Annotated in this window: 17 protein-coding genes and 3 pseudogenes; 10 read left to right on the forward strand and 10 right to left on the reverse strand. The window is 70.8% G+C overall.

The features are described 5' to 3' along the window. A pseudogene (locus ACLEQD_RS05320) lies at positions 1-273 on the forward strand (hypothetical protein); the annotation flags it as partial. Positions 274-422: 149 nt separating this feature from the next. Then, positions 423-1640 carry a peptidylprolyl isomerase gene (locus ACLEQD_RS05325; RefSeq protein ID WP_410382217.1) on the forward strand — a complete coding sequence of 406 codons (1218 nt, stop codon included), beginning with the start codon at positions 423-425 and terminating at the stop codon, positions 1638-1640. Positions 1641-1643: 3 nt separating this feature from the next. On the opposite strand, the gene ACLEQD_RS05330 is transcribed toward ACLEQD_RS05325, so the two are convergent. Next, the gene (locus ACLEQD_RS05330; RefSeq protein WP_410382219.1) at positions 1644-2141 is read right to left on the reverse strand and encodes a hypothetical protein; all 498 of its coding nucleotides are present in this window, start codon (positions 2139-2141) and stop codon (positions 1644-1646) included. Between the two features lie 211 nt (positions 2142-2352). Here ACLEQD_RS05330 and ppk1 point away from each other — a divergent pair, with 211 nt between their 5' ends. Beyond that, positions 2353-4518 carry a polyphosphate kinase 1 gene (ppk1, locus tag ACLEQD_RS05335; protein ID WP_410382221.1) on the forward strand — a complete coding sequence of 722 codons (2166 nt, stop codon included), beginning with the start codon at positions 2353-2355 and terminating at the stop codon, positions 4516-4518. 79 nt (positions 4519-4597) lie between these two features. On the opposite strand, the gene ACLEQD_RS05340 is transcribed toward ppk1, so the two are convergent. The 3 genes and pseudogenes from ACLEQD_RS05340 to ACLEQD_RS05350 all read right to left on the reverse strand — a co-directional run bounded on the left by ACLEQD_RS05340 (position 4598) and on the right by ACLEQD_RS05350 (position 8717). Next, positions 4598-5740: an App1 family protein gene (locus ACLEQD_RS05340; RefSeq protein WP_410382223.1), complete on the reverse strand. Its 1143-nt coding sequence runs from the start codon at positions 5738-5740 to the stop codon at positions 4598-4600. 32 nt (positions 5741-5772) lie between these two features. Next, positions 5773-7623 (reverse strand): annotated as a pseudogene (locus ACLEQD_RS05345) (glycoside hydrolase family 15 protein). Further along, entirely contained in the window at positions 7620-8717 is a 1098-nt protein-coding gene (locus tag ACLEQD_RS05350) for a glucose 1-dehydrogenase (RefSeq protein ID WP_410382225.1), read from the reverse strand. Before ACLEQD_RS05350 ends, ACLEQD_RS05345 begins: the two are co-directional and overlap by 4 nt. Positions 8718-8945: 228 nt before the next feature. Between ACLEQD_RS05350 and ACLEQD_RS05355 the strand changes: the two genes are divergently transcribed. From ACLEQD_RS05355 to ACLEQD_RS05370, 4 genes are all read left to right on the forward strand, one after another. Beyond that, the gene (locus ACLEQD_RS05355; protein ID WP_410382227.1) at positions 8946-9491 is read left to right on the forward strand and encodes a hypothetical protein; all 546 of its coding nucleotides are present in this window, start codon (positions 8946-8948) and stop codon (positions 9489-9491) included. Positions 9492-9626: 135 nt separating this feature from the next. After that, positions 9627-10484 (forward strand): ABC transporter ATP-binding protein, encoded by an 858-nt coding sequence (locus ACLEQD_RS05360; protein ID WP_410382229.1) that lies wholly within the window; start codon positions 9627-9629, stop codon positions 10482-10484. Positions 10485-10563: 79 nt separating this feature from the next. Continuing rightward, entirely contained in the window at positions 10564-11325 is a 762-nt protein-coding gene (locus ACLEQD_RS05365; RefSeq protein ID WP_410382231.1) for an ABC transporter permease, read from the forward strand. 68 nt (positions 11326-11393) lie between these two features. Continuing rightward, the gene (locus ACLEQD_RS05370; protein ID WP_410382233.1) at positions 11394-12410 is read left to right on the forward strand and encodes an ABC transporter substrate-binding protein; all 1017 of its coding nucleotides are present in this window, start codon (positions 11394-11396) and stop codon (positions 12408-12410) included. A 13-nt stretch (positions 12411-12423) separates the two neighbouring features. On the opposite strand, the gene ACLEQD_RS05375 is transcribed toward ACLEQD_RS05370, so the two are convergent. Next, a complete protein-coding gene (locus ACLEQD_RS05375; protein ID WP_410382234.1) occupies positions 12424-12891 on the reverse strand; it encodes a hypothetical protein in 468 nt (155 codons plus the stop codon). Between the two features lie 171 nt (positions 12892-13062). Between ACLEQD_RS05375 and ACLEQD_RS05380 the strand changes: the two are divergent. Beyond that, positions 13063-14051: pseudogene (locus ACLEQD_RS05380) on the forward strand (NYN domain-containing protein). A gap of 55 nt (positions 14052-14106) precedes the next feature. On the opposite strand, the gene ACLEQD_RS05385 reads toward ACLEQD_RS05380, so the two are convergent. Both ACLEQD_RS05385 and ACLEQD_RS05390 read right to left on the reverse strand, forming a co-directional pair. After that, a complete protein-coding gene (locus tag ACLEQD_RS05385) occupies positions 14107-15552 on the reverse strand; it encodes a PilZ domain-containing protein (RefSeq protein ID WP_410382236.1) in 1446 nt (481 codons plus the stop codon). Continuing rightward, positions 15501-16148, reverse strand: coding sequence for a hypothetical protein (locus tag ACLEQD_RS05390; RefSeq protein WP_410382238.1), 648 nt, complete (start codon positions 16146-16148; stop codon positions 15501-15503). The genes ACLEQD_RS05385 and ACLEQD_RS05390 overlap by 52 nt, the downstream gene beginning before the upstream one ends. Before the next feature lie 420 nt (positions 16149-16568). On the opposite strand from ACLEQD_RS05390, the gene ACLEQD_RS05395 reads away from it, so the two are divergent. Then, positions 16569-17057 (forward strand): YkgJ family cysteine cluster protein, encoded by a 489-nt coding sequence (locus ACLEQD_RS05395; protein WP_410382240.1) that lies wholly within the window; start codon positions 16569-16571, stop codon positions 17055-17057. Between the two features lie 71 nt (positions 17058-17128). Continuing rightward, entirely contained in the window at positions 17129-17884 is a 756-nt protein-coding gene (locus ACLEQD_RS05400; protein WP_410382242.1) for a hypothetical protein, read from the forward strand. A 184-nt stretch (positions 17885-18068) separates the two neighbouring features. On the opposite strand, the gene ACLEQD_RS05405 is transcribed toward ACLEQD_RS05400, so the two are convergent. The 3 genes from ACLEQD_RS05405 to ACLEQD_RS05415 are packed head-to-tail and all read right to left on the reverse strand — an operon-like array spanning position 18069 to position 24000. Next, positions 18069-18332 (reverse strand): hypothetical protein, encoded by a 264-nt coding sequence (locus ACLEQD_RS05405; protein ID WP_410382243.1) that lies wholly within the window; start codon positions 18330-18332, stop codon positions 18069-18071. Between the two features lie 14 nt (positions 18333-18346). Next, positions 18347-19057, reverse strand: a complete 711-nt coding sequence (locus ACLEQD_RS05410; protein WP_410382244.1) for a hypothetical protein — start codon at positions 19055-19057, stop codon at positions 18347-18349. Further along, a complete protein-coding gene (locus ACLEQD_RS05415) occupies positions 19054-24000 on the reverse strand; it encodes a hypothetical protein (protein WP_410382245.1) in 4947 nt (1648 codons plus the stop codon). Before ACLEQD_RS05415 ends, ACLEQD_RS05410 begins: the two co-directional genes overlap by 4 nt. Between the last annotated feature and the right edge of the window lie 94 nt (positions 24001-24094).

Consider the following 24094-nt stretch of genomic DNA (forward strand, 5'->3'; position numbering starts at 1 on the left):
GGCCGGCGCGACCGCCGCCGCCCGCGCCGCCGGGGCACCCTGGCCAAGGCCGCTGGCCGCTTCGCCCCGGGCGCCAACATCGCCATCGCCGCCTTCGACACGGCGAACGCCATCTCCACCCTGCGCGACCCGAACGCCAGCACCACCAAGAAGGTCACGGGCGTCATCACCGCCGTGGGCTCCATCGCCGCCGCCACCAACATCCCGGTGGTCAGCCAGGTGGGCGCCGCCGTCTCCGCCGTCTCCAGCTTCGTCGGCGGCCTGTTCGGCTAAAGCGGACGCGGTGACGTGAGGGCCCCGGGCCGTAAGGCCCGGGGATGTCCCCTGGAGGGCCCTTTTCTGGTAGGCACCTTGGCCGAGTGAGACGCGCTCGTTTCAATCCCCTCTGGGACCACGGTCGCTACCTGCCAGGAGGCCCTCCGGTGGCCACGAAGAAGAACCCCCCTGAGAAGTCTCCGGCCGCCAAGGCGTCCGGCCCGTCTTCCGCCCCGGCGAAGCCGGCGAAGTCCGCCGCCGCCCCTTCCGGAAGCACCAGGCCCCCCGCCAGCGCCAAACCCGCGGAAGCGCCCGCCGCCCCGGTGGAGGCCCCCGTGCGGCAGCTGGTGCAGCGGCTGCCCGTCGCGCCCGGCCTGGGCCACCAGGCGGACCTGCCGGAGGTGAAGGCCCCCTCGCTGGAGAACCTGAACATCCGGGTGCCGCAGGGGGAAGACCTCACGGAGGAGGACCTCCTGGAGCGCTTCCACGAGCTGGCCCGCGCGAAGGCGGAGGCCCGGCCGCGCGCGGAAGGCGAGGCGCTGGCCATGGGCGACGACGTGCAGCTGGACATCCTGGGCTACGCCAACGGCCGCCTCATCCCGCTGAGCACCCGCGTGGGCTACTGGATGGAGCTGGCCCCCCAGGTGATGCTGCCCGGCTTCGCGGAGGTCATCGCCGAGGCCAGCGTGGGCGACAGCGTGGAGGTGGGGCTGGTGCTGCCGGACAACTACCCGGCGGAGCAGCTGCGCGGCATGCCGGCGCGCTTCCTGGTGGACGTGAAGGCCGCGCGCGAGGTGCGCATGCCCGACACGGAGTCGGACGCCTTCCTCCAGCAGCTGGGCCGCGGCTCCACCCATGAGGAGGTCATGAGCTCCATCGTGGAGGAGATGGAGGGCGAGATGGCCGACATGCTCTGGGTGGACGCGCGCAACCGGGTGCTGGACGAAGTCGTCGCCCGCTCCAACGTCACCGTGCCCAAGGCGCTGGTGGACGAGGAGATCCGCCGCCGCTGGCAGCAGGCGGAGGGCGAGGTGCTGGCGCAGAAGTTCTTCAGCCTGGAGGAGCAGCAGGAGGCGCTGGACGGCTGGCTGCACCACCCGGGCATCCGCGACGACGTGGAGCGCCGGCTGAAGATTGCCCTGGTGCTCCGCGCCATCGCGCAGCGGGACAAGCTCCAGCTCACGCCGCAGGCCGCGCTGGAGCTGCTCAAGGAGTCCTCGGAGCCCTTCGGCATCACCGAGGCGCAGCTGCGCGAGTCCCTGCTGGACCCGGCCGCGTCCGCGCAGATGACCGACGTCGCGTGGCACCTGCTCGCCGTGGAGCACGTGATGACGCAGGCCCGGGTGACCTTCGAGGGCGCCGAGGAAGGGCTCGCCCAGGGCTGAGCGCTACCCCGCCGGGTTCTTGGGCCCGGCGGGCTGCCCGGGCGCGACGAAGGCGCCCGTGGCGGGGTCTATCTGCCAGGCCGAGTACTGGTGCGTGAGCACGTCGCGCACCTGCCCCTGCTCGTAGCAGACGGAGTACACGACGAAGACCTCGTTCACGAAGTTGGGCCGGCCGTAGCGGTAGCAGTCCTGGGCGCCCTGCTTCTGGAGCGTGAGCGGGTTGCCCAGCAGGCCCCCCACCTCCTGGGTGCTCATCCCCGCGCGCAGCACCTTGATGCCGTGCGGCGTGACGACGGAGAAGGACGTCCCGTTCGCGCGCCAGAGGCCGACGAAGCCCAGGGCGAGCACCACCGGCACCGCGGCGGCCACGAACCAGGTGAAGGTGAAGCGGCCGGACTTCTTCTGGGCCCCCTCACGGAAGGCCGTGAACAGGGCGTCCGGGGACGTGTCCGCCGGGGCACCGTCTGGAACGGACGGAAACGGGAGATTGGGAGCGCTCACCCCTCTTGAATGCCGCCAGTCCGCGCCGGATTCAAGCGGTGGACTGCCGGGGAGTCCACGGCCCGTACGCCCCGCCGGCCGCTGCTGGAGTCGTCCAGGGTGGGATACGCCCGGATGTCCGGTTCCAGGCCAGACGTGCAAGTTCACAATTCGCGCGGTGCCGGACTGCTAGAGGGCACACCCTGAGGCTCATCTCGAGGAGTCACACGTCATGGCGAAGCGCGCCGCCGCGAAAAACACCACCCAGAAGACCCTGGACCGGGACGTCGTCCCGCCGGGCACGGAGGTGACGGACAGCGGCCTGTTCTTCAACCGGGAGCTGTCGTGGCTGGCCTTCAACGACCGGGTGCTGCAGCTGGCGGAGTCCCCGGAGGTGCCGCTGATGGAGCGGCTGAAGTTCATCTCCATCTACGCGCGCAACCTGGACGAGTTCTTCATGATCCGCGTGGCGCGGCTGCACGAGCAGATCGCCGCGCGCGTGGGCCGGCTGGTGCCGGACGGCGCGTCCCCCGGCGACACGCTGGACAAGCTGCACACGGGCATCCTGGAGCAGGGCCGGCGCCACGCGGACTGCTTCGAGAAGGTCCTGCGCCCCGCGCTGGCGGAGAAGGGCCTGCGCATCCTGTCCATGAAGGAGCTGGACGCGGACCAGCGCGCGCAGGTGGACCAGCGCTTCCGTGAGCAGATCTTCCCCGTGCTCACGCCGCTGGCCATCGGGCTGGGGCGGCACTTCCCGTACATCTCCAACCTGTCCCTGAGCCTGGCGGTGCTGCTGCGAGACCCCGTGGCGGAGGAGGAGAGCGTGGCGCGGGTGAAGGTGCCCAAGGAGATTCTGCCCCGCTTCGTGCCGCTCAAGGGGGGCGCGTTCTTCGTGCCGCTGGAGGAGATCATCGCGCAGCACCTGGGGGACCTGTTCCCCGGGATGGAGGTCCTCAACTGGAGCCTGTTCCGCGTGACGCGCGACGCGGACTTCACCGTGTCCGAGGACGCGGAGGACCTGCTCAAGGCGGTGGAGACGGAGCTGAGCCAGCGCCGCTTCGGGGACGTCATCCGCCTGGAGGTGCAGGCGGGGATGAACGCGAAGCTGCTGGAGCCGCTGGTGGAGGCGCTGACGCTGGAGCCCCGGCAGGTGTACGAGGAGCACGGCCTGCTGGACCTGGCGGACATGATGTCGCTGGCGATGACGCCGGGCTTCTCCGAGCAGCGCGACCCGCCGTGGACGCCGGTGACGCAGGCGCGGCTGCGCACGGACAACGAGTCCCCGGACGGCGGCGGCACGGTGATGTCCGCGATGCGCCGGGGCGACCTGCTGGTGCACCACCCCTACGAGTCCTTCACCACGTCGGTGGAGCGCTTCGTGAGCGAGGCGGTGGAGGACCCGGACGTGCTGGCGCTGAAGCAGACGGTGTACCGCACGTCGGACAGCTCGCCGCTGGTGCCCGCGCTCATCCGCGCGACGGAGCACGGCAAGCAGGCGGTGTGCATGGTGGAGCTGAAGGCCCGCTTCGACGAGCGCACCAACATCCGCTGGGCGAACGCGCTGGAAGAGGCGGGCGTGCACGTCGTGTACGGGATTCCCAGCCTGAAGACGCACGCGAAGGCCATCCTCATCGTGCGGCGCGAGGGCGAGCGGGTGCGGCACTACGTGCACATCGGCACGGGCAACTACAACCCGAAGACGGCGCGGCTCTACACGGACCTGGGGCTGTTCACCACGGACCCGGACATTGGCGCGGACGTGGCGGACGTCTTCAACTTCCTCACCGGCTTCGGCCGGCCGCGCTCCTTCCGCAAGCTGCTGGTGGCGCCGCTGACCATGCGCGAAGGGCTGATGGAGGAGATCCGCAAGACGGTCGCGGCGCACACGCCGGAGGCCCCCGCGCGCATCCTGATGAAGATGAACGCGCTGGTGGACCCGGGCATCATCCGCGCGCTCTACGACGCGTCCCGCGCGGGCGTGCGCGTGGAGCTCAACGTGCGCGGCATCTGCTGCCTGCGGCCGGGCCTGCCGGGCGTGTCGGAGAACATCCGGGTGGTGTCCAACCTGGGCCGCTTCCTGGAGCACCCGCGCATCTACGCCTTCGAGCGGGGCGCGACGTCGCGCTGCTACATCGGGTCCGCGGACCTGATGCCGCGCAACCTGGACCACCGCGTGGAGATCCTGGCGCCCGTGGAGGACCCGGTCCTGGCCGCGCAGGTGCGCGACGTGGTGGAGCGCTGCATGGTGGACACCAGCGGCGCGTGGGAGCTGGCCGCGGACGGCACGTGGCGGCGGCGCACCGCCGCCACGCCCAACGACAAGCGCTCCGCGCAGGGGGAGCTGATGGAGCGCGCCATCCGCATGGTCCACATGCAGAGCGGCCGCCCCGTGGGGTGAGCCCCGGGGCTCGCACCCGGGGGTGAACCGGGGAGCCGCGCGGGTGTCACCGCGCCGTGACGCGCGGGGTGGGAAGGCTTCAGCCCCGTTCGCCCAGGGCGCTCCGCGCGGCGTCCTCGCGGCGGTGGGCCTCCACCTCCGGGACCTCCTCCCAGCGGATCCACCCGGCGCGCGCCGCGTGCCTCGCGGCGGCCACCGTGTCGTCCACCACGACCAGCTCGCTGCCCGCGTCGCGGATGTCCTTCGCGATGGCCTGCATCTCCTCGCCGCGCTTGGAGCGCCCCGGCACGTTGCGGATGTAGACGCAGCGGATGCGGCCCGGGTACTCGCGCGCGATGGTGCGGTAGTGCTCCGCGTCCTCCTGGCCGCTGTCGCCAATCAGCACGAAGGGCAGGTGCCCCAGCGTCTCCAGCACGCCGCGGATCTTATCCAGCTTGTGCCCGTGGCCCCCGCCCGGCGCGAAGCCGTCGCGCGACAGGCCCCAGTCGCGCAAGAGCAGCGGCCCAATGGGGATGCGGTGGATGGAGAGGAACTCGTCCAGGTGCTCGTAGAGGTTCCACGGGCTGCTGGACACGTAGAGGATGGGATTGTCCGCCGTGCCGCTCGCGCCCGCCTGGAGCGCCGCGTAGAACGCGTCCACGCCCGGGAAGGGCAGCCGCCCCCGGTGCTCCGTGAGGAACAGCGCCCACGCGCGCTTGAGCGGATCCGTCACCCCCGTGGCGATGACCGTGTCGTCGATGTCGCTGATGACGCCCAGCTCCGCGCTCGTCCCCGCCACCCGCACCGGCGCCGTCACGCGCGGCACGCCCTCCGCCTCCGGGGACAAGAGCTCCAGCTCCACCATGTGCCAGCCGGAGCGCACGCCTTCGGGCGGCGGCACCCACAGCTCCAGGAAGCCCTCCTCGTCCGTGACGCCCTCCCAGTGCTTGTCCCCCCAGCGCACCGCCACGTGCGCGCTGGCGATCTCCCGGGTCATGTAGCGCTTGTAGGAGGCCACGGCGCTGCTCCACAGCGTGTGGCGCTGGCGCTGGGGCGTCACCTTGCGCTCCTCCAGCACGCGCGCCTTGATGACCACGCGCTCCGGGGTGCCGTAGCCCCGGTACGGCAGGATGCGCAGCGGCGGGGCGATGCCCAGCCCCTTGCGCACGCGGCGGCTCAGCACGTCGTAGTGGGCATCCGCCTTCACGGCGAAGCGGAACAGCAGCGGGTACAGGTCGGGCATGGCGGGTGCGCGCGAGTCTACCGTCCCCTTCGTCAATCGTGGCGGCCCAACGTCCGGTCCAGGTTGTACGCGGCGCTGATGAGCGACAGGTGCGTGAGCGCCTGCGGGAAGTTGCCCAACGCCTCGCCGGACATGCCCGTCTGCTCCGCGTACAGCCCCAGGTGGTTCGCGTAGCCCTGCATCCGCTCGAAGATGAGCCGCGCCTCGTCCAGCAGGTCCGGCCGCACCGCGCTCGCGCGCGTCATCGCCTCCACCAGCCAGAAGCTGCACAGGTTGAAGGTGCCTTCGCTGCCTTGAATCCCGTCCAGCTTCTCGTCCGCCTCGTAGCGGAACACCAGGCCGTCCGACGTGAGGCCCCCGTCCCGGGGCGCCTTGCGGATGACGTCCAGCGTGGAGAGCATCCGCGGATCCACCGGCGACAGGAAGAAGACCAGCGGCATGAGGAGGTTGGCCGCGTCCAGCGCCTCGTGCCCGTAGGCCTGGATGAAGGCGCCCTTCTGCTTGCACCAGCCCTTGTCCATGATCTCCTCGAAGATGGCGTCGCGCGTCTTCAGCCACTTCGTGCGGTCCGCCGGCAGGCTGCGCTTGTCCGCCAGCCGGATGGCCCGGTCCACCGCCACCCAGCACATCAGCTTCGAATAGACGAAGTGCCGGCGGGAGCCGCGGATCTCCCAGATGCCCTCGTCCTCGATGCGCCAGTGGTCGCACACCCAGTCCACCAGCCGCCGCAGGTGCCGCCAGAAGTCATAGGAGATGGGCGCGGCGTACTTGTTGGACAGGTACACGGAGTCCATCAGCTCGCCGTAGATGTCCAGCTGGAGCTGCTTCGCCGCCATGTTGCCAATGCGCACCGGCTGCGCGCCGCCGTAGCCGCGCAGGTGCCGGAGCTCCTCCTCCTTCGGCACCGGCGTGCCGTCCAGGCTGAACATCAGGGCAGCGGGCCGTCCCCGTTCTCCGCGCAGCGCTTCTCCACCCAGCGCATGAACGCGGCGGCCTCCTCGTTGAAGCCGATGCGGATGAACGCGTAGACGGTGAAGGCCGCGTCGCGCAGCCAGCAGTAGCGGTAGTCCCAGTTGCGCGTCCCGCCCGGGGACTCCGGCAGGCTGCACGTGGGCGCCGCGATGATGGCCCCGGACGGCTCGAAGGTCATCAGCTTCAGGGCCAGCGCCGAGCGCTGCACCATCTCCCGCCACCGCCCCGTGTACTTGCACCGGGACAGCCAGTGGCGCCAGTAGTCCACCGTGTCGCGGAAGAGCTTCTCCGCGGTTTCGTGCGTGTGCAGGTGGTGGTGGCAGCCCTCCACGCCGCCCTCGCGCAGGGTGAAGACCGCGGACTGGCTCTCCTTCAGCGTGAAGTGCGCGACGACGCCGTTGGCCACCTGCTTCAGCGGGACGGGCGTCACCAGCTGCATGCTCAGGCTCTTGGAGAGGAAGGCCGCGCCGCCGTTCACCACGTGCGTCTCGTGCTCGTCCCGCGCGTAGTTGAACGCGGGGAAGCACTCCATGCGGAAGGACATCTCCCCGCGCACCACGCGGATGCGCCGGAGCACGACGCGCCCCTCCGCCTTCGACCCCTTGCCCAGGGGCATCAGGTCGATGAGCTCCCCCACGCGCCGGCGTGTAGAAGCGCGTCACCAGCACGTTGGTGTCCGGCCAGTAGAACTGCCGCTTCATCACCCCGTCCGGCTCCGGGGACACGCGCCAGTACCCGCCCTTCTCCGGGTCCAGCAGCGCCGCGAAGAGGCTGGGGCTGTCGAAGTGCGGATAGCACAGCCAGTCGATGGTGCCTTCGTTGCCTACCAGCGCCACCGTGCGGAGGTCCCCGATGACGCCGTGGTCTTCAATGGCCACGCCGCCCTTCAGGTCCTCGTGATGGGGATTCACCGGGCATGCTCCTGGAATGAGATGACGTGTTTGATGCCGCCCTTCGCCTCCACCACCTTCGCGAACTCCGACGGCGGGTGGCGCTGGGTGATGAGCGCCTCCAGCCGCCCCGGCCACTTCGCGCGGAAGCGGGCCAGGTCCTCCAGCGCTTCACGGAAGTCGCTGTCCGCCGCGTTCACCGTGCCGAACATCACCCGGTTGCCCAGCACCAGCTGCCCCATCACCTGGTCGCCCTGCAGCTCCAGCGGCTCCTCGCGCCCTGGCACGCCGGTGAAGATGAGCACGCCGTTCTCCTCCAGCACCTGGAGCGAGTCAAAGGCCACCTTCGACGCGCCCGTCGCCTCGTAGATGACGGCCACGCCGCCGCCCAGCCGTTGCTTCAGGGCCTCCACCGTCACCTCCTTGGAGGAGAGGTACGGCGCGCCCACCGCTTCGGCTGCGGCGGCCTTCTCATTGGGCTTGGGGCTGCGCGAGTATACCGTCACGTCGAAGCCCGCGCGCAGCAGCGCCATGGCGCCCAGCTGCGCCACCGGCCCCGCGCCCAGCACCAGCGCCTTGCCGGGGCTCACCTTCCACGGCAGGCGGGACTGGATGTGCGAAAGCTCGCGCAGGCCCTTCTCCGCGATGGTCAGCGGCTCCGTGAGCACGGCCACGCCGCGCAAGGAGTCGTCCGCCTTGTGCAGGTAGGCCGCGTCCTCCACGAAGTGCTCCGAACCGAAGCCGTGCGCGCCCTGGATGCCGCGCTCCGTGTAGTCCCCCGTCACGCAGAAGTCCGGGTGGCCGTGGCGGCACGCGGGGCAGTGCGCGTGCGGACAGGGCCTGCGCACCCGGGGCACCACCAGGTCCCCCGGCTTCAGGCCCTGCACGTGCGCGCCCACCTCCAGCACCTCGCCCAGGCACTCGTGGCCCAGGACCAGGTGGTCCTCACCCTTCGGCGCCATGCCGTGGTGGCCCTTCAGGATGTCCTGGTCCGTGCCGCACACGCCAATCTCCAGCGTGCGCACCTTGACCTGGGTGGGCGAGTGCAGCCGCGGCTCGGGGACGTCGAGGATGCGCGGCTCGCGCGAGGGGAACATGATGGCCACGGCCTTCATGGGCTGGAGGACTCCTTCCGGGCGAAGTGCTGCACGTCCCAGGACAAGGGGTGCGGACTTGGGACCCATGTCGCAAGTGCCTGCCCTCCGCCCCTGTCTCCCCACCGGGCCCGCCAGGGGGGACGGGCGCTGGACGGCCCGTGCCGCCCGCCCGCCTGCCTGGAGGGCGGCACCCGCGGGCGCGTGAAAGCACTGCCCCCGGGGACGCGCGGGTCTATAGACGCAGGCGTGCGTGCGCCCCCCGCCCCCCGACGCAGCCGCGCCACCGCCATCGGTGCCACGGCCTTCCTGCTGCTCGCCCTGCCCTTCCTGGTGCTGGGGGTGTTCTTCCTTGGCCAGAAGGCGCGCATGGACTTGCGCTGCGAGCCCCAGGGCCCGTGCGTCCTCACCCGCTCCAGCTGTCTGGGTCAGGAGGAGGTGGGCCGCTACGCGCCCCAGGACCTCCAGGACGTGGAGGTGGCCCGCAGCCGCAGCGCTCGCAGTGGCGCCGCGCCCATCTTCCGGCCCCAGCTGCGGACGGCCACCGGCGTCCAGCCGCTCGCCTACCAGTGGACGGAGGACGAGGCGGAGGCCCGGGCCTACGCGGACACCGTGCGGCGCTACCTCACCGGCCCCCGCACGGACGCGCTCGCGGTGTTCGAGGACCACCGGCAGGCGTCGCTGCGCGTGGGCGGCGCCTTCACCGGCGTGGGCCTGGGCGTGCTCGCCCTGAGCCTGTGGCTGCTCTCCCGCACGCTCGCGCACCGCGGGGCGGAGCGGGCCGCCGCGCCCTGACGGCACCCGCGCCTCCACCCTGGAGGGCAGCCGGCCAGGCGCCGCGGCGGCACCCGCTGTCCTTCAGTGAAAGGCGCCCGCCCGCTTCCAGGCCCCGCCTGTGCGACCTTGGGGCAGATGTATAGGTTCTGGCGAATGCTTCGACGCCTCATCGAGCGGATGCGGGGCCTGCGCCAGGCGGCGCCCCACCTGCTCCGGCCCGCGAACGTGAACGCGGACCGGGCGAAGATCTCCGTCGCCCAGCTGGGCCACCACTACGCCAACAAGGTCGTGGCGCTGAAGGACGTGAACCTCAACGTCCGCTCGGGGGAGTTCGTCTGTCTGCTCGGCCCTTCCGGCTGCGGCAAGTCCACGCTGCTCTACGCGCTGGCGGGCCACGTGGCCCCCACGGGCGGCAGCGTGGCCATTGACGGCAGGCCCATCCGGGGGCCCGGGCCGGACCGGCTCCTGATGTTCCAGGAGGCCGCGCTGTTCCCGTGGCTCACCGTGCGCGGCAACATCACCTTCGCGCTGGGCGCCCGGGGCGTGCCCCGCTCCGAGCGCCGCGAGCGGGCGGACACCTTCATCCGGCGCGTGCGCCTGGAGGGCTTCGCGGACACGCTGCCCCATGAGCTCTCCGGCGGCATGAAGATGCGCGCGAGCCTCGCCCGGGCGCTCGCGGTGGACCCCAACGTGCTCCTGATGGACGAGCCGTTCGGCGCGCTGGACGCCCAGACGCGCGTGCACATGCAGGAGTTGCTGCAGGCCATCTGGCTGCACTCCGGCAAGACGGTGGTGTTCGTCACCCACGACGTGCAGGAGGCCCTGATGCTGGGCACCCGCGTGGTGCTGATGGCGCCCCGCCCGGGCCGCGTGGTGGAGGACCTGGAGCTCCACCTGCCCATGCCGCGCTCGCTGGAGGACCCGTCCCTGGACGCGATGGCGCGCGACATCCGCCACCGCCTGCGCGCCGCGGAAGGGCGCCCCCGGAGGCCCCGCCCCCGGAGCCCTTGAGCCGCCGCCCGCGCACGCCGTCCAGCCTGCCCCGGACCCGCGTCGTGACCAGTCGTTAGAGGGGACGGGGGACACCGCCATGCTGAAGTGGGCGCAGAAGCTGGGGATGATCGCGCTGCTCTTCGCGCTCTGGGAGGGGCTGTCGCGCTCCGGCGTGTGGAACGAGCACCTGTTCCCCGGGCCGCTGGAGGTGCTCCAGGCGCTCCTCGCCATGGCCCGCGACGGACAGCTGGGCGGCGCCACGCTGCGCTCGTTGGGACGGCTGACGCGCGCCTACCTCATGTCGGTGGCCATCGGCGTCCCGCTGGGGCTCTGCATCGCGCGGCTGTCCTTCTTCCGCAACGCGGTGAGGCCGGTGGTGATGGGGCTGCAGGCCCTGCCCTCCATCTGCTGGCTGCCGCTGGCCCTCCTGTGGTTCGGCCTCAACGACGGCGCCATCCTCTTCGTGGTGGTGATGGGCAGCGTGCTGGGCATCTCCATCGCCACCGAGGACGCGGTCAACGGCCTGGACCCGCAGCTGGCCCGCGTGGCGCGGACCCTGGGCGTGAGGGGCCCGCGCTTCTACTTCGGCGTGCTCCTGCCCGGCGCGCTGCCCGGCATCGTCACCGGCCTCAAGCTGGGGTGGAGCTTCGCGTGGCGCGCGCTGCTCGCGGGGGAGCTGCTCTTCGTCTCCGGCGGCCTGGGCCAGCTGCTCACCATGGGCCGCGAGCTGATGGACGTGGCGCAGGTGATGGCGGTGATGCTGGCCATCATCCTCATCGGCATCACGGTGGACCGCGTCCTCTTCCAGACGGTGGAGACGCGCCTGAGGCGCCGGTGGGGCCTGACGGCGTCCGTGTGAGCCCCAGGACGCTTTCGCCCCCGCGGCCATTGAAACCAGGCGGGGAGTCCCCATTAGCGTGACGCACCATGTCTTCCGCGCGTCCGCTGTCGCTGCTCCTCGGTGTCTGCGTCGTCCTCCTGAGCGGCGTGGCCTCCTGCAAGAAGGACACGCCCTCCGGCCCCAACGCGCCCCTGCGCGTGGCCTTCTTCCCCAACATCACGCACGCCCAGGCGCTGGTGGCGAACTCGGAGGGGCTCTTCGCGTCCCAGCCGGGGGTGGGCCACATGGAGGTGCGGCCGTTCAACGCGGGCCCCGCCGCCATGGAGGCGCTGGTCGCGGGCTCCGTGGACGTGGCCTACGTGGGCCCGGGCCCCGCCATCAACACGTACCTCAAGGCCGGCAAGGAGCTGCGCATCATCGCGGGCGCGGTGAACGGCGGCGCGGTGCTGGTGGTGAAGAGCGCGAAGACGGCCCAGGAGCTCAAGGGCAAGAAGCTGGCGACCCCGCAGCTGGGCAACACGCAGGACATCGCCCTGCGCACCTGGCTGAAGGCCCAGAAGCTGAGCATCGCCGTGGACGCCGGCGGCGACGTGCAGGTGATTCCCCTCAGCAGCCCGGACATCCTGGCCCAGTACCTCCAGGGCGCCATCGAAGGCGCGTGGGTGCCCGAGCCCTGGGGGTCGCGCATGCTCGCGGAAGGGGGCGGTCACATCCTGGTGGACGAGCGCGACCTCTGGCCGGACCAGCGCTTCCCCACCACGGTGGTGGTGACGACGAAGAAGGTGCTGGAGACGCAGCGCTCGCGCATCGCGGCGCTCCTGCGCACCCACGTCCAGCTCACCGAGCGCTGGCGCGCGGACCCGGCCGCCTTCGCCACGGCGGTCAACTCCGCCTTCGGCCAGCTCACGCGAAAGCCCCTGCCCGGGCCCGTGCTCCAGGCCGCGTTCTCCCGCCTGGAGCCGAGCCTGGACCCCGTGCCCTCCGCGCTCAAGACGTCCGCCGAGCACGCGAAGGCGCTGGGGTACCTCCCCAGCGCCGACATCGCGGGGCTCGTGGACCTGAGCGTCCTGGACGAGGTGCGCGGCGGCGCGAAGCCGGACTAGGGCCCGGCCGGCCTCACTTCTGCTTCTCCCCCTGGAGGGACAGGGCCACGTTGTCCGTCTTGTCCTCCACCTGGTAGAGGGCCACCACCTGCTGCCCCTTGTTGGGCGCCTTGTGGATGTTCAGGGCGCTCAGGTCCAGCGGCACCACCGGGCCCGTCACGTCCCGCACGTACAGCGTCAGCCCGTCCTGCTTCACCACGGGCCCGCTCACCTGGCGCATGCGGTCCTCATCCGGGGTGATCTGCCTCACGGGCAGGCCCTGGGTGATGGCCGCGGGGGACGTCGTCGGGACGGTGCCCACGACGTTCGAGGGGCTGGTGCTCGCGGGCTCGGCCATGTTCGACGGCGTGTTACCCCCCTGGTCGCCGTCCTTGCTGACCTGGGGCTCACTCGCCAGGGCGGGACCGGCGCACAACAAGAGGCCAAGCGTCGGCGCCGCCCACGCCATTGCTCGCAACCGCCGGGGGAATCCGTGCATCATGTTCACACCTCCGTGTCACGGGGGCGCTGCCCCCGGGCTCAGGCCCCAAACGTAGGGTGGGTGGCACTGAATGTTCAGGGCGGAACACGGACCGTGCGCGCGGCAGCGTCCCCACAGTAGGGTGGAGCGCACGCGAGCCAAGGACCGCTCGCACACGAATACGAGGCACCTTTGGCTGGACGTACCGACGAGCAGCACCGCATCGCACTCTTCATCGACTTCGAGAACCTGGTCACCAACACGGGCATCAGCGCCAGCCAGTTCGACCTGCAGCCCGCGCTGGACCAGCTCCTGGAGCAGGGCAAGGTCGTCTTCCGCCGCGCCTACTGCAACTGGACGCGCTTCGAGGACGCGAAGCAGCGCCTGCACGACGTGGGCGTGGAGCTGGTGGACGTGCCCCCCTCCACCCGCGCCGGCAAGAACAGCGCGGACATGCGCCTGGTCATCGACGCGCTGGAGCTGTGCTACGCGCGCGAGCAGATCGACACCTTCGTCATCGCCTCCGGCGACAGCGACTTCTGCCCCCTGGCGTACAAGCTGCGTGAGAACGGCCGCACCGTCATTGGCCTGGCGGTGAGGGAGGCCAGCTCCCAGATGTTCGTGAGGGCGTGCGACCAGTTCATCTACATGAAGCCCAAGCACAAGGGCGACGGCTCCCACAAGGAGAAGGACCGCGACCACGGCGGCCGGGGCGCCAAGGGCGACGAGGGCAAGGGCGGCAAGCGGGGCGGGAAGGGCCACGACAAGGGCCACGAGGGCAAGGGCTCCAAGGAGGGCGCCGAGTCCAAGGGCGGCAAGCCCAAGGCGGAGGTGCCGCCGTCGCGCGCGAGGTGGTGCAGAGCCTGCTGCGCCGCGCGACGGGCCCGCTCAACCCGTCGCTCATCAAGGAGACCATCGTCCGCAAGGAGCCCGACTTCGACGAGCGCGACCACGGCTTCTCCACCTTCGCGCGGCTGCTGGAGGCGCTGGAGCAGGAAGGGGTCCTGCGCCGCATCCAGCAGGGGCGCCAGGGCTACATCGTGGGCCCGGACTCGGACATTGGCGCTCCGGCGCACGAGGGCAAGGGCGGCAAGGGGCGCCACGCCAAGGCGCCCGCCCCGGTGGAGGAGGAGGAAGAGGAGCTGGAGTCCTACCCGGACCCGGACGACGAGGGGCTCTAGGGCCTCTTGAGCCGCACCGGGCCGGAAGGCGTCTTCCGGCCCGCCCGGAGTCCCGCTACGCCACGCGCGGCGTGGTGGACTCGCAGAGGTGCTCCAGGAACTCCGGCAGCAGCCGGGCGGACATCACCCACAGCTTGCCGTCGCCCAGGTCCGCCAGGGACACGCGCTCCGCGTACTCCACGCAGGTGGCCTCCACGTAGTGGACGAACACCTTGCGGTCGCGCGCGCGGTACCACTCCGCCGCCTGGGCCAGGAGCGCCACGAACGCGTCCTGCACCTGCGGCCGCGCGTCCTCCTCCAGCGGCACCAGGCGCACGCCGTCCAGCACGTTGAAGAGGTTCAGGCCCGGCTGCGCGGACTCGAACACCGCGAAGGCCACGGCGCGGCCTTCATGGCGGGCCACCACCAGCTCGCGCTCGCGGGACAGGCCCGCGTCACCCCAGCCGGTGCGCGTGGCCTCCAGGTCGAAGCGCTCCGGCACCAGGTCCAGCGCTTCCCGGTAGGCCTCCGGGCGGGTGCCGGCCACGCGGGCGAAGAAGCTGGCGCGCTCCTCCTGGGTGGGCGCGCCCAGGGTGATGTTCGCGGGCTTCGTCCAGAGGCTGTCCACCTCGCCCTCCATCAGGCGGAAGGGGACGAGGCACGTCTGGCCGGTGTCCGCGTACCAGGTGGCGAAGTCGAACTTCGTGTAGCGCACCCAGCGCACGTTCGCCTCGCAGTAGGCGAAGAACCACTTCACCTCCGGGTCCGCCTGCGTGGGCTCGTAGCCGCGCAGGTAGATGTCGCGCAGGGCCTCGCGCGCGGTGGAGCGGCTGCCCGGCGGCTGGTGCCGCGCCAGCTGGTGCGCCATCCAGCTGCCCGCGTAGGGCTTGAGCACGGACAGCGTGGCCTCCATGCCGTCCTCCGCGGGGCGCACCACGCGGTAGCCCAAGAGCGGCGCCTCCTGGAGCTTGTCCTGCGCGCGGGAGAACTGGTCGCGCAGGCTGGTGAACTTCTCCGGCTCCTTGCCCGGGAGGCGGAAGTAGCCGGAGCGCTCGAAGAGCTTCCAGGTGGCGTCGTTCCAGTCGCCCTCCACCTTGGTGGTGGGGTGGGCCTGGGCCTCCACCAGCGCGCGCCACGCGCGGGCCCCTTCGGCGTCCAGGGGCCGGACGCTCACGCCGCAGCGGCGGCCGTGGGGCGTGCTGGAGATGTTGCGCACCTCCGCGCGCAGGCGCACCGGCGCGCAGCCGTCCAGGGCCACCTCCATCACCGGCAGGCGCAGGCCCGGGTACATCAGGTCCTCGCCGGGCTGCGTGAGGAAGGACAGGCCTTCGTAGGACACGTCCAGCAGGCCGCGGTGCACGTGCACCTGGGGCCAGAGCGGATGGTCGAACTCCAGCGTGCAGGACGCGCTGGCCTGCGTGCGGCGCAGCCACCGGTGGCGGAAGCGCACCAGCGACGGGGGCGTCGTCATCACCAGCAGGCCGCCCTCCATGCGCGCCGCGTCCACCTGGAAGTGCACCACGCTGGAGTAGCCGAAGGCCTCCAGGGTGAGGGGCCCGGGGGCAGCGCGCCGTGCAGGTTCCAGGCGAACGCGTCCTGGAGCGGCTCGAAGAAGGCGCAGGTGACCTCCGCCACGGCCTGGCCGTCGCGCGAGCGCAGGACGCCGCGGGCCTGCCGGGACGCCAGCGCTTCGCAGATGCGCGTGACGCGCTCCGCGCGGTCGATCTGCTCGCGCCACACGGGCCGCGTCTCCGGCGTGAGCAGCAGGCCGTTGTCACGCAGCGACTCCAGGAGGCCCACGATGCGGCGGCCCGCGTCCAGCGGCGGCGCGACGAAGCGCAGGCTCACCTCCGGGCGCAGGGCGTTGACGCCAATCACCTCCGCGTCCAGCGCGGTGGCCCACCGCTCGCCCTCCCCCACCACCACGGACGCCGCCTGTCCCTTGCGGGGCACCGCGCGCGACTCCAGGTGGAGCGTGAGGTGCTCCAGCGACAGCTGCACCAGACGCCCGGAAGAGAAGTCCGCGCCAAACGAGGCCGCCGCGCTGAGCTCCGTCCCCACCCGGTATCCGAGGAGGGCTTCGCGGCCAGCCGGCGCGTCGTGAGTGTCCGTGTGCATGGGGGCTCCCTGATGTCCTGCGGGGCATGAATCTACGACGTCCGAAGAAACCGTGGTGTCCCCAAGTTGCAGGTGACCCGGGGAACTCGGATTCCCACAGAGTGGAGATCATTCACCCCGTCTGCACTCAGACCTTCGGGCCGTGTCCCCGGCCACGGGCTGGACTGTCGCGAACTGGCTTCTCACTGTCCGAGGATTTCCACCACGGACAGGAGCATGGCCTTTTGAGACAGGTGCAGCCCTGTCCCTCCCCTCGGTCGCGCGCAACCCATGAAAACCGGGTGACTCCGACACATGGAACACGGGGGATTGTCGCATGTCGGCTGGTGAGACCTGGCCTGCCTTGGAGGATGGAGGTCCGGGCGAACACGCACGTCGGGGATGACTCGCTCCCCGGCGGGGGGTTATCCCGCACGCGCCATGTCCTCCGCCCTGTCCACCCTCTGCCTCCACTGCGGCATGTGCTGTGACGGCACCCTCTTCACCCAGGTGCCGCTGAAGCCCGCCGAGGCGCAAGCCCTGCGCCGGCGGGGCCTGCCGCTGGGGACGCGGGAGGACGGCGCGGAGGTGCTGCCCCAGCGCTGCGCCGCGCTGGAGGGGCTGTGCTGCACCGTCTACGAGGAGCGCCCGGAGGCCTGCCGCCGCTACCGCTGCCAGCTCTTCACCGCGCTGGCGGAGGGGGAGGTGTCCCTGGAGGAGGCGAAGGGCGTGGTGGACGCCGCGCACGCCCGGGTGGACGCGGTGGCGGCCGCCCTGGGTTCCGCTGGGGACGGAAGGGGCTCCGCGATGCGCCAGGCGCGGGTGGCCGCGGCCGGGCTGGAGCTGCCGTCCGGGACGCGCGAGGCCCTGGCGCACGCGGAGGTGTACCTGGACCGGCACTTCCGGGGGCGCTTCCGCCGCTCGGGGTGAAAGCGCGTGTCCGGGGGCCTGGCGGGCGGCTAGCGTGACGCGGCCCCTGTTCCCGACCGAGGTCCTCTTCCGTGAAGACATCCCTGCTGGCCGTGCTGTCCTCCGCCGTGCTGTTCGCCGGTGCGCCTGCGTCCGCGCAGAAGAACGACGAGCCCGTGACGTCCGCGCAGGTGGACCTGGACGGGGACGGCAAGCCGGACGCGGTGTCCCTCAGCGCGGGCAAGGACGGGAAGTTCACGCTGAAGGTGGGAGGCGCCACGTCGCAGGGCAACGCCTCCGGCAACGAGGTGCGAGGCTTCACGGTGGTGGACCTGGACACGGGCGACAAATGGAAGGAGCTGCTGGTCCACACGCTGGGCAACGTGGACGACGACCACCGCTTCTTCCTCTACGGCTACGACGGCAGGACGGTGAAGCCGCTGGGGGGCGTGCGCGCGCTGACGGAGGCGAAGGGCAACGGCATCGTCCTGGTCGATACGTGGATGGGCTTCTGGCAGAAGCGGGACAAGTACACGCTGGACCGCAAGGCGTGGAAGCTGGTGCACGTGCCGCAGGAGCTGTACGCGGTGGGCCTGGACGCCACGGCGGCGGGCGTGGAGGCCACGGTGAAGAAGTCCTTCCCGCTGGCGCACAGCCGCACGGGCTCCGCGGTGGTGGCCACGACGGCGCAGGGCTCCAAGGTGCGGGTGCTGGCCGCGAGCGTCCCCGCGAAGCTCGGGGACCGGGAGGACGTCTGGTACCTGGTGAAGTCCTCCACCGGGTTGCTGGGCTGGGTGCGCGGCAACGTCCTGGTGGAGTCCACGGACGGCCTGCCGCTGGCGGGGTGAGTCAGTCCGGCAGGTCCACGGCCTCCGGGAACCGCTGTCTCAGGGCCCCGAGCACCTCGGGGCCCGGGGACTCCACGTCCGCAATCACTTTCAACCGATTGATTCAGCGGCAGGCCCTCCTTGCTGGAGGACCTGCCGCGGGAACGCGGAGGCGGGATGCACGTCCCCGCCCCGGCTCGGCTGCCTACTGACGGCCCTTGTTCTTCTCCGCGTAGGCCTCCAGCTCGTCATGCAGCGGTTCTGCTGCCTTCGCGACGTTGGTCCAGACGGGATGACTCGCGGCCCTAGCCTTCGCGTCCCCCAGGGACATGCCAAAGAGTTCCACCAGCGCCTTGATGCTCTGGATGAGCGTCAGCCCCGAAGCATGCAGTGCCACGACCGTGTCCTCCACGGAGAGGCCACGCTGGACGTCCTGTCGAAGCGAAGCGATGACGGTGTCGTAGTTCATGGTTGCAGCTCGCCTCATTTGAGCAGGTCGACGGTGATTTCGACGATCTTACCTGGCTTCGCGGAGGTGCTGGCTTCCGGGTGGCGAATGCCCTTGATGATCAACTGTTCGAAGCCGGCCTCGCGAGCGGCGTTCACCAGCTCGGTCTTCCCCTTGAGCACCTCCCTCAGCAGGCCCGTCAGGGGCTCCTTTCCGCGCTGGAAGATCGCCATGTCCTTCAACGTCAAGGTCTTCCCTGACACGACCACCTCCGCGAGCATGTCCACGGGACCCTTGCTCGTTGCAATGGTCATTTCGTAGATCTTGCCGTGTTGGAAGACCTCCGCAGCCTCGGCGGTGGCCTTGGCAGCGACCGTCGTTGTGGTCTTCGTCGCCGCCAGCTGGGAGGTGATCCGGTTGATCGGAGCAAGCTCCGCGCTCATCACCGTGGCGCTCTGCCCCATCTTTCCCAGCACCATGGCCGCCAGCAGCTGGATGGAGCCGTCGCGGGCGCGGTCGTAGTCCCCCTCCATGAAACCAGACGTCGCGTTGTAGCTGGCGTTGCCGACGTCCAGCACGCCCTGCACCAGGAACATCGACACCACCTGGGCGCCGTTGGCCACGCCCAGGACGGCCGCGACCGAGGCCGTGCCGTAGTTGCCGTCGTTCCAGGCCATGACCATTTCCTGCTCGACCGCCGCGCCCTGCGCCAGCGCGGGCCCCAGGCAGTCAATGCCAGACTTCAAGCTCGCCGAGCACTTGCCACTCGGATCCGTGAAGCCCGTCGGGTTGCCACGTGCGTACGAGTACAGGTTGCACTCGCTGGGCTCGCCAGGCACATCTCCGGCGACTCCAGGAACAGGCCGTCCGGCGTGAGGAATTGCCCCAGCGTGGCGTCGTAGTCCCGCACGCCCATGCGGATGAGGCCCAGGTCCGCGTCGTACCCCTTCTTCACGAACTCAATCGCAGCCGAGACATCCGGATGCGCCGTGCGGTTGCCGTACGGCGACGCCACGAACGGCGCGCCCGCCGTGTCCGTCAGCAGCGTGCCCCGCGTGTCCGCCGCCAGCGGGCGGAACGTGCCCTGCTGGAGGACGCCCACCAGCTGACCCGCGAAGTGCACCGGCACCGTGAGGCCGGACGCGTCCAGGTACTCGCCATCCTCCAGGTACGCGGCCACTGGCACCGTGCCCTCGCGCTTGAGGATGCGCTGGCCCGTCTCGTCGTAGAGGAAGTGCCACTGCTTGTTGCCCCGCGCCGCCGTGGCCACGTGCCCGTTGGGCCCGTAGGTGAACGTCAGGTCCCCCTTCGTCACCGCCCGGCCCAGCGCATCGAACGTGTACGTCACGTTGCCCGCGGTGAGCGTGCTGCCCGTGCGCGTCACCGCGCGCGACGTGCCGTTCTCCTCGATGGACGTGGGCAGCCCCTCGGGCGCATAGCCATACCCGTAGCTGTCGTGCGCGTCCTGCGCCTGCGTGAGGAAGCCCTGCGCGGAGTATGCGTAGTCGCGCTGCCACACCTGCGAGCCCACCGTGAAGTCCTCGGACTCCACCAGGCCCCGGGCGTTGAACCGCTGCGCCGTCGCGGCGCTCCACGTGGGCGTGGTCTGCGTCTGCGTGATGCGCTGCCGCGTGAGGGCGTCATATCCGAAGCCCACGTGCGTCCCGCCGGTGAAGTCCACCGACGACACCCGTCCCTCGCCGTCATACGCCAGCGAAGCCCAGAGCGCGGCGGGAGTGCTGCCCGTCCCCAGCCACGCTTCCTTGAGCCGCCCGTACGCGTCCAGCTTGTACGCCTGCGTGTCCGACGACAGCACGGCGCCGCTCGCATCCTTCAGCACCGTGGTGCTGGAGGAGATGTCCCCCACGTCGTTGTACGCCAGCTGCGTCTGCACCGTGCGCCAGCCCGTCAGCGCCAGCGTGCGAGACAGCAGCTTGCCGTCCTCGCGGTACGTGAGCGTCTTCACGTAGCCGTCGCCCGACACCGCCGTGAGCAGGCCCTTCTGGTCCCCCGTGGGCCCCTGCGTCGGCGAAGCCCCGTCGTGGTAGTAGCTGTACACCTGCGGATTGCCACCGGCCGCCAGGCTGTGCGTCTCCGTGAAGGGCCGCCCCAGCGTGTCGTAGGCGAACGTCACCTGGCGCTGCAGCGCGCCCGCCGGAGAGACAAAGCGCTTCTGGGTGATCCACCCCTTCGTCGGGTCGTAGCTGTACTCCACCGTCGCGATGCCCTGGCGCACCAGCTGGCTCACGCGGCCGTGGCCGTCGTAGTGCACGCGGTGGGTCGCACCGTCCGGCATGACCACCTCGCGCAGGCGTCCGGAGGCGTCGTAGTGGTAGCCGTAGCGCGTGTGGGCCTCGTCCTCCTGCATCAGCACGCGCTTCGCCGCGTCCAGCGTACGGCTCGCGGTGAAGGTCCCGTTCTCCACGGCCGTCTGGGTCAGCGCCCCCGCCTCGAAGCCCAGGCTCGTGGCCACCTGCTTCTCCACGCCCTCGTGGAAGGCCGTGGTGGTCGCCGCGTCATGGCCGAAGGCGGACGCGCTCTGGAAGGCCACCTGCCGGCCACCCGCCAGCAGCGCCGCGTAGTCCATGGCCAGCATGTTCGTCGCCGGCCCCACCGCGGGGCGCAAGAGCGTGCGCAGCTCCGCGTGTGCGCCATCCCTGCGGCTCAGGCTGTCGAACGTCCAGCCCTCCGGAATCCGGTGGGCCGACGTGAGCCCATCCCCCGACGCCGTCACGTACTCGATGGACTCGCGCACCGCGCCCTGGGAGGCGTCCACCAGCGTGGAGAGCTGGAAGGAGCCGGGCATCGTGGCCGTGGCGTACTGATAGCCATACGTCTGTTTGGGATTGAGGTCGGACCCGCCCAGGCTGTCCCACTCCCGGGTCAGCCGCTCCTGGCCGTCGTAGCGGAAGTAGCGCTGGTAGGGCGTCCCGCCCCGGTCCACCTCCAGCGTCAGCACCGCGTCCGTCAGCGGGTTCCGGTCCACCACCCGCGTCACCACGCCGTCCGGCGCGTCCGTCTGGTACAGCAGCCGCCGTCCCGCTTCCTGGTGGAAGTACGCCGTGCCCTTGCCCGGCACGGTGATGGAGGCCAGCGAGGAGTCCGGGTTGTACGTCACCTCCTGCAACGTCACCGTCTGCGTGCCCGCCACGCTGCGCACCGCCGTGACGAGCCCCTTCGAGTCGCGCTCCACCACCCCCTCGTGGTGGAAGTCCATCCAGGGCTGCTGCGCATGCTGCCCGGTCAGCTCCGTGTGGCTCTCCAGGCAGTGCAGCGCCAGGCCCAGCCCGGGCACCGACGCCCGCGCCCGCTCCACGGTCAGCGTGCCCTGCGCCGTGGTTGTCACCATCCGCGACGGGCAGACATCCGCCGTATAAGCCTCGTACTCGGTGACCTCCGACACCTGCTGGCCGTCCGTCGTGGACCGCCAGCCCTGCTCCCGCGACTGCAACCGCTTCCACGGCACGCCCGCCAGCGACACGTCCTCGTACTGGCTGCTGGAGAACTGCTCCACCTGGGGCGCCTTCGCGTCGCGCACACGCGAGGACAGCAGCAGGCCCGCGGTGTCGTCGTCGTTGAAGAAGGACATCTCCTCCTGGACGTTCACGCCCTCACGCGTCACCTGGCCGTAGCCCAGCAGGAACCTCCCCACCGAGTGCATCGCGGGCTGGTCGTAGGTGTAGTGATAGGCCTTCGTCTCCTGCCCGCTGGACTCCACCGTCAGCGTGTCCAGCACCGGCTGCCGCGCGCCCTGCTGGGCGGCCACGGGGCTGCGCGCGTAGCGGAAGGAGATCCGCGTCCCCTTGCCATCGTCCGCGGACTTCAAGAGGCCCGTGCCCGGCGTGTCCAGCGCGACGGAGTGGGCCAGGCCGTTCTCCACGTAGAACAGCTCCGTGTTGCCCGTGCCCTCCAGGTCCTGCACCACCGGGAAGCTGGAGGTCCACGCCAGCAACTCCAGCGCGGGCACCGGCACCTGCACCAGGCGCGTCCCGTCGTTCACCATCAGCAGCGCCCCGTAATAGCTGCCAGCGATGACGTCCTGCAGGCCGTCGTTGTTGACGTCCGTGAAGCTCAGCTCGAAGCCCGCCAGCGACACCGGCGAGCCGTCCGGGAAGCGTGCCTCGTAGATGTGCGGCTCCTCCTCGAACTGGAGCTGGCCCTTGCCCTCGTAGACGAAGAGGTCGCTGTAGTAGCGCACCACCAGGTCCGCCACGCTGTCTCCGTTGAAGTCCTGCACCCAGGTGGCCTGGGGCGAGACCTGGAGGTTCAGCGTGCCCATCACCGGCACGGGCGCGAAGGCATACACGGTGGCCGTGCTCTCATTGGGCAGCACGCTGTAGCCGCCCGGATAGACATTCAGCAGGTCCGGCCGCCGGTCCCGGTTCAGGTCCACCAGCCGGGTGTTGGGCCCGAGGTTCCAGTAGTCATACAGCCACCCCTGGTGCACGGCGTGCCCATCCCGCTCGCACACCAGCATCTCCGTCTTGTTCAGGAACGCGTTCCAGGAGAGCGACACCACCTGGTAGTCGGTCTCCTGGGGCCGCATCTTCGCCAGCAGGCGGGGCGTGTTGGACGTGGACGCATCCGGCCGGCATTCGGGGCGCGCATCCAGCGCGGCCGGAGGCAGCGGTTCGAACGTGTAGCCTCCCGGCTGTTGCCGGATGAGGCTGAAGTCCGTGCGGTTCTCCAGGTCCACCAGCCCGTCGTCGCCGTCGTCCAGCGCCGTGGACTCGGAGGGCAGGGCCACCCCTTCGGAGTAGGCCAGCATCACGTTGTCGAACTTGGGGATGAAGCGCGGCGCCACCGCCGGGAGCAGGTCCTCGGCGTTCTCATACGTGTACGTCACCGCCGGCTCGGACTGCCCCGACGCGTAGGTCCGCTGCACGGACTCCAGGTGGAAGCCAGGGCCCAGCGCGTCCTGGCGGTAGCTCAGCGCATGGCTCCAGCGCAGCCCGAACTGGCCCGTGACGGCGTCCTTGCTGCGCGCCTCCACGTGCGACACGCGCCGGTCCAACCGCAGCGCCTGCCCGGAGCGCCAGTCCACGAAGGGCGTCGCCACCGTGTCGTAGACGAAGTCCACACGCTCCTGGAAGTCGTCCCCCAGCCCGCCGTAAAGGGCGGCCGTCAGGAACAGGCGCCCGGAGGGATTGGCGGTCCACTCCAGCTTCGTCTTGTGCCCGGTGGCATCCACCACCTGCGTGAGGTGCCATGCGTAGGTGCCTCGCGCGGTCTGCACGCGCGCGGTGCCGCCGAACGTCCAGCGGCTGCCGTCCGGCAGCAGGGCCACCAGCGTGGTCCCCTGCTCCTCCAGGCGCACGTTGCCCTTGAGGCCCACGGGGTACCACCGCCCGTCCGTGCCCTTCACCATGCGGCCCCAGGGCCCGGTGAGCTCGTCGGTGGCGTAGTCCAGTTCCCCCATGACACGCGTGCGCGTCATGGAAAGCGACACGCCCCAGCCCTGGCCCCACTCGCCAATGCCTCCCTCGGGCGAATAGGTGGGGAACACCCCGGCCTGGAGGACACCGCGCTCCGTGGGCGCGCCGAACGTGGACGCCAGGCTGAAGCCACCCCGGCTCACATCCGCGGGCCCCAGCTCCGTGGCCGCGTACTGCCCCACCAGACTTCCGCGCTTGGGTGCCTCCAGCTGCGGCGCCTGCACCAACGCATCATTGAAGGGCTGGGCGAGCACCTGCCCGCACCACAGCCCGGCTAGCAAACCCCATACATTCCGCATGGCGATGTCTCACTGAGAAAAGGAAAGACAGACGTTGGAAAAAAGGCCC

The sequence above is a fragment of the Corallococcus sp. 4LFB genome (genome assembly GCF_046520365.1).
GTDB classification, from domain to species: Bacteria; Myxococcota; Myxococcia; order Myxococcales; family Myxococcaceae; genus Corallococcus; species Corallococcus caeni.

Coding starts and splice junctions, on each gene's coding strand:
- ppk1 (WP_410382221.1), top strand. CDS start 2,353: ATGGCGAAGCGCGCCGCCGCGAAAAACACCACCCAGAAGACCCTGGAC.
- ACLEQD_RS05340 (WP_410382223.1), bottom strand. CDS start 5,740: ATGCCCGACCTGTACCCGCTGCTGTTCCGCTTCGCCGTGAAGGCGGAT.
- ACLEQD_RS05350 (WP_410382225.1), bottom strand. CDS start 8,717: ATGAAGGCCGTGGCCATCATGTTCCCCTCGCGCGAGCCGCGCATCCTC.
- ACLEQD_RS05360 (WP_410382229.1), top strand. CDS start 9,627: ATGCTTCGACGCCTCATCGAGCGGATGCGGGGCCTGCGCCAGGCGGCG.
- ACLEQD_RS05365 (WP_410382231.1), top strand. CDS start 10,564: ATGCTGAAGTGGGCGCAGAAGCTGGGGATGATCGCGCTGCTCTTCGCG.
- ACLEQD_RS05370 (WP_410382233.1), top strand. CDS start 11,394: ATGTCTTCCGCGCGTCCGCTGTCGCTGCTCCTCGGTGTCTGCGTCGTC.
- ACLEQD_RS05375 (WP_410382234.1), bottom strand. CDS start 12,891: ATGATGCACGGATTCCCCCGGCGGTTGCGAGCAATGGCGTGGGCGGCG.
- ACLEQD_RS05390 (WP_410382238.1), bottom strand. CDS start 16,148: ATGCACACGGACACTCACGACGCGCCGGCTGGCCGCGAAGCCCTCCTC.
- ACLEQD_RS05395 (WP_410382240.1), top strand. CDS start 16,569: ATGTCCTCCGCCCTGTCCACCCTCTGCCTCCACTGCGGCATGTGCTGT.
- ACLEQD_RS05405 (WP_410382243.1), bottom strand. CDS start 18,332: ATGAACTACGACACCGTCATCGCTTCGCTTCGACAGGACGTCCAGCGT.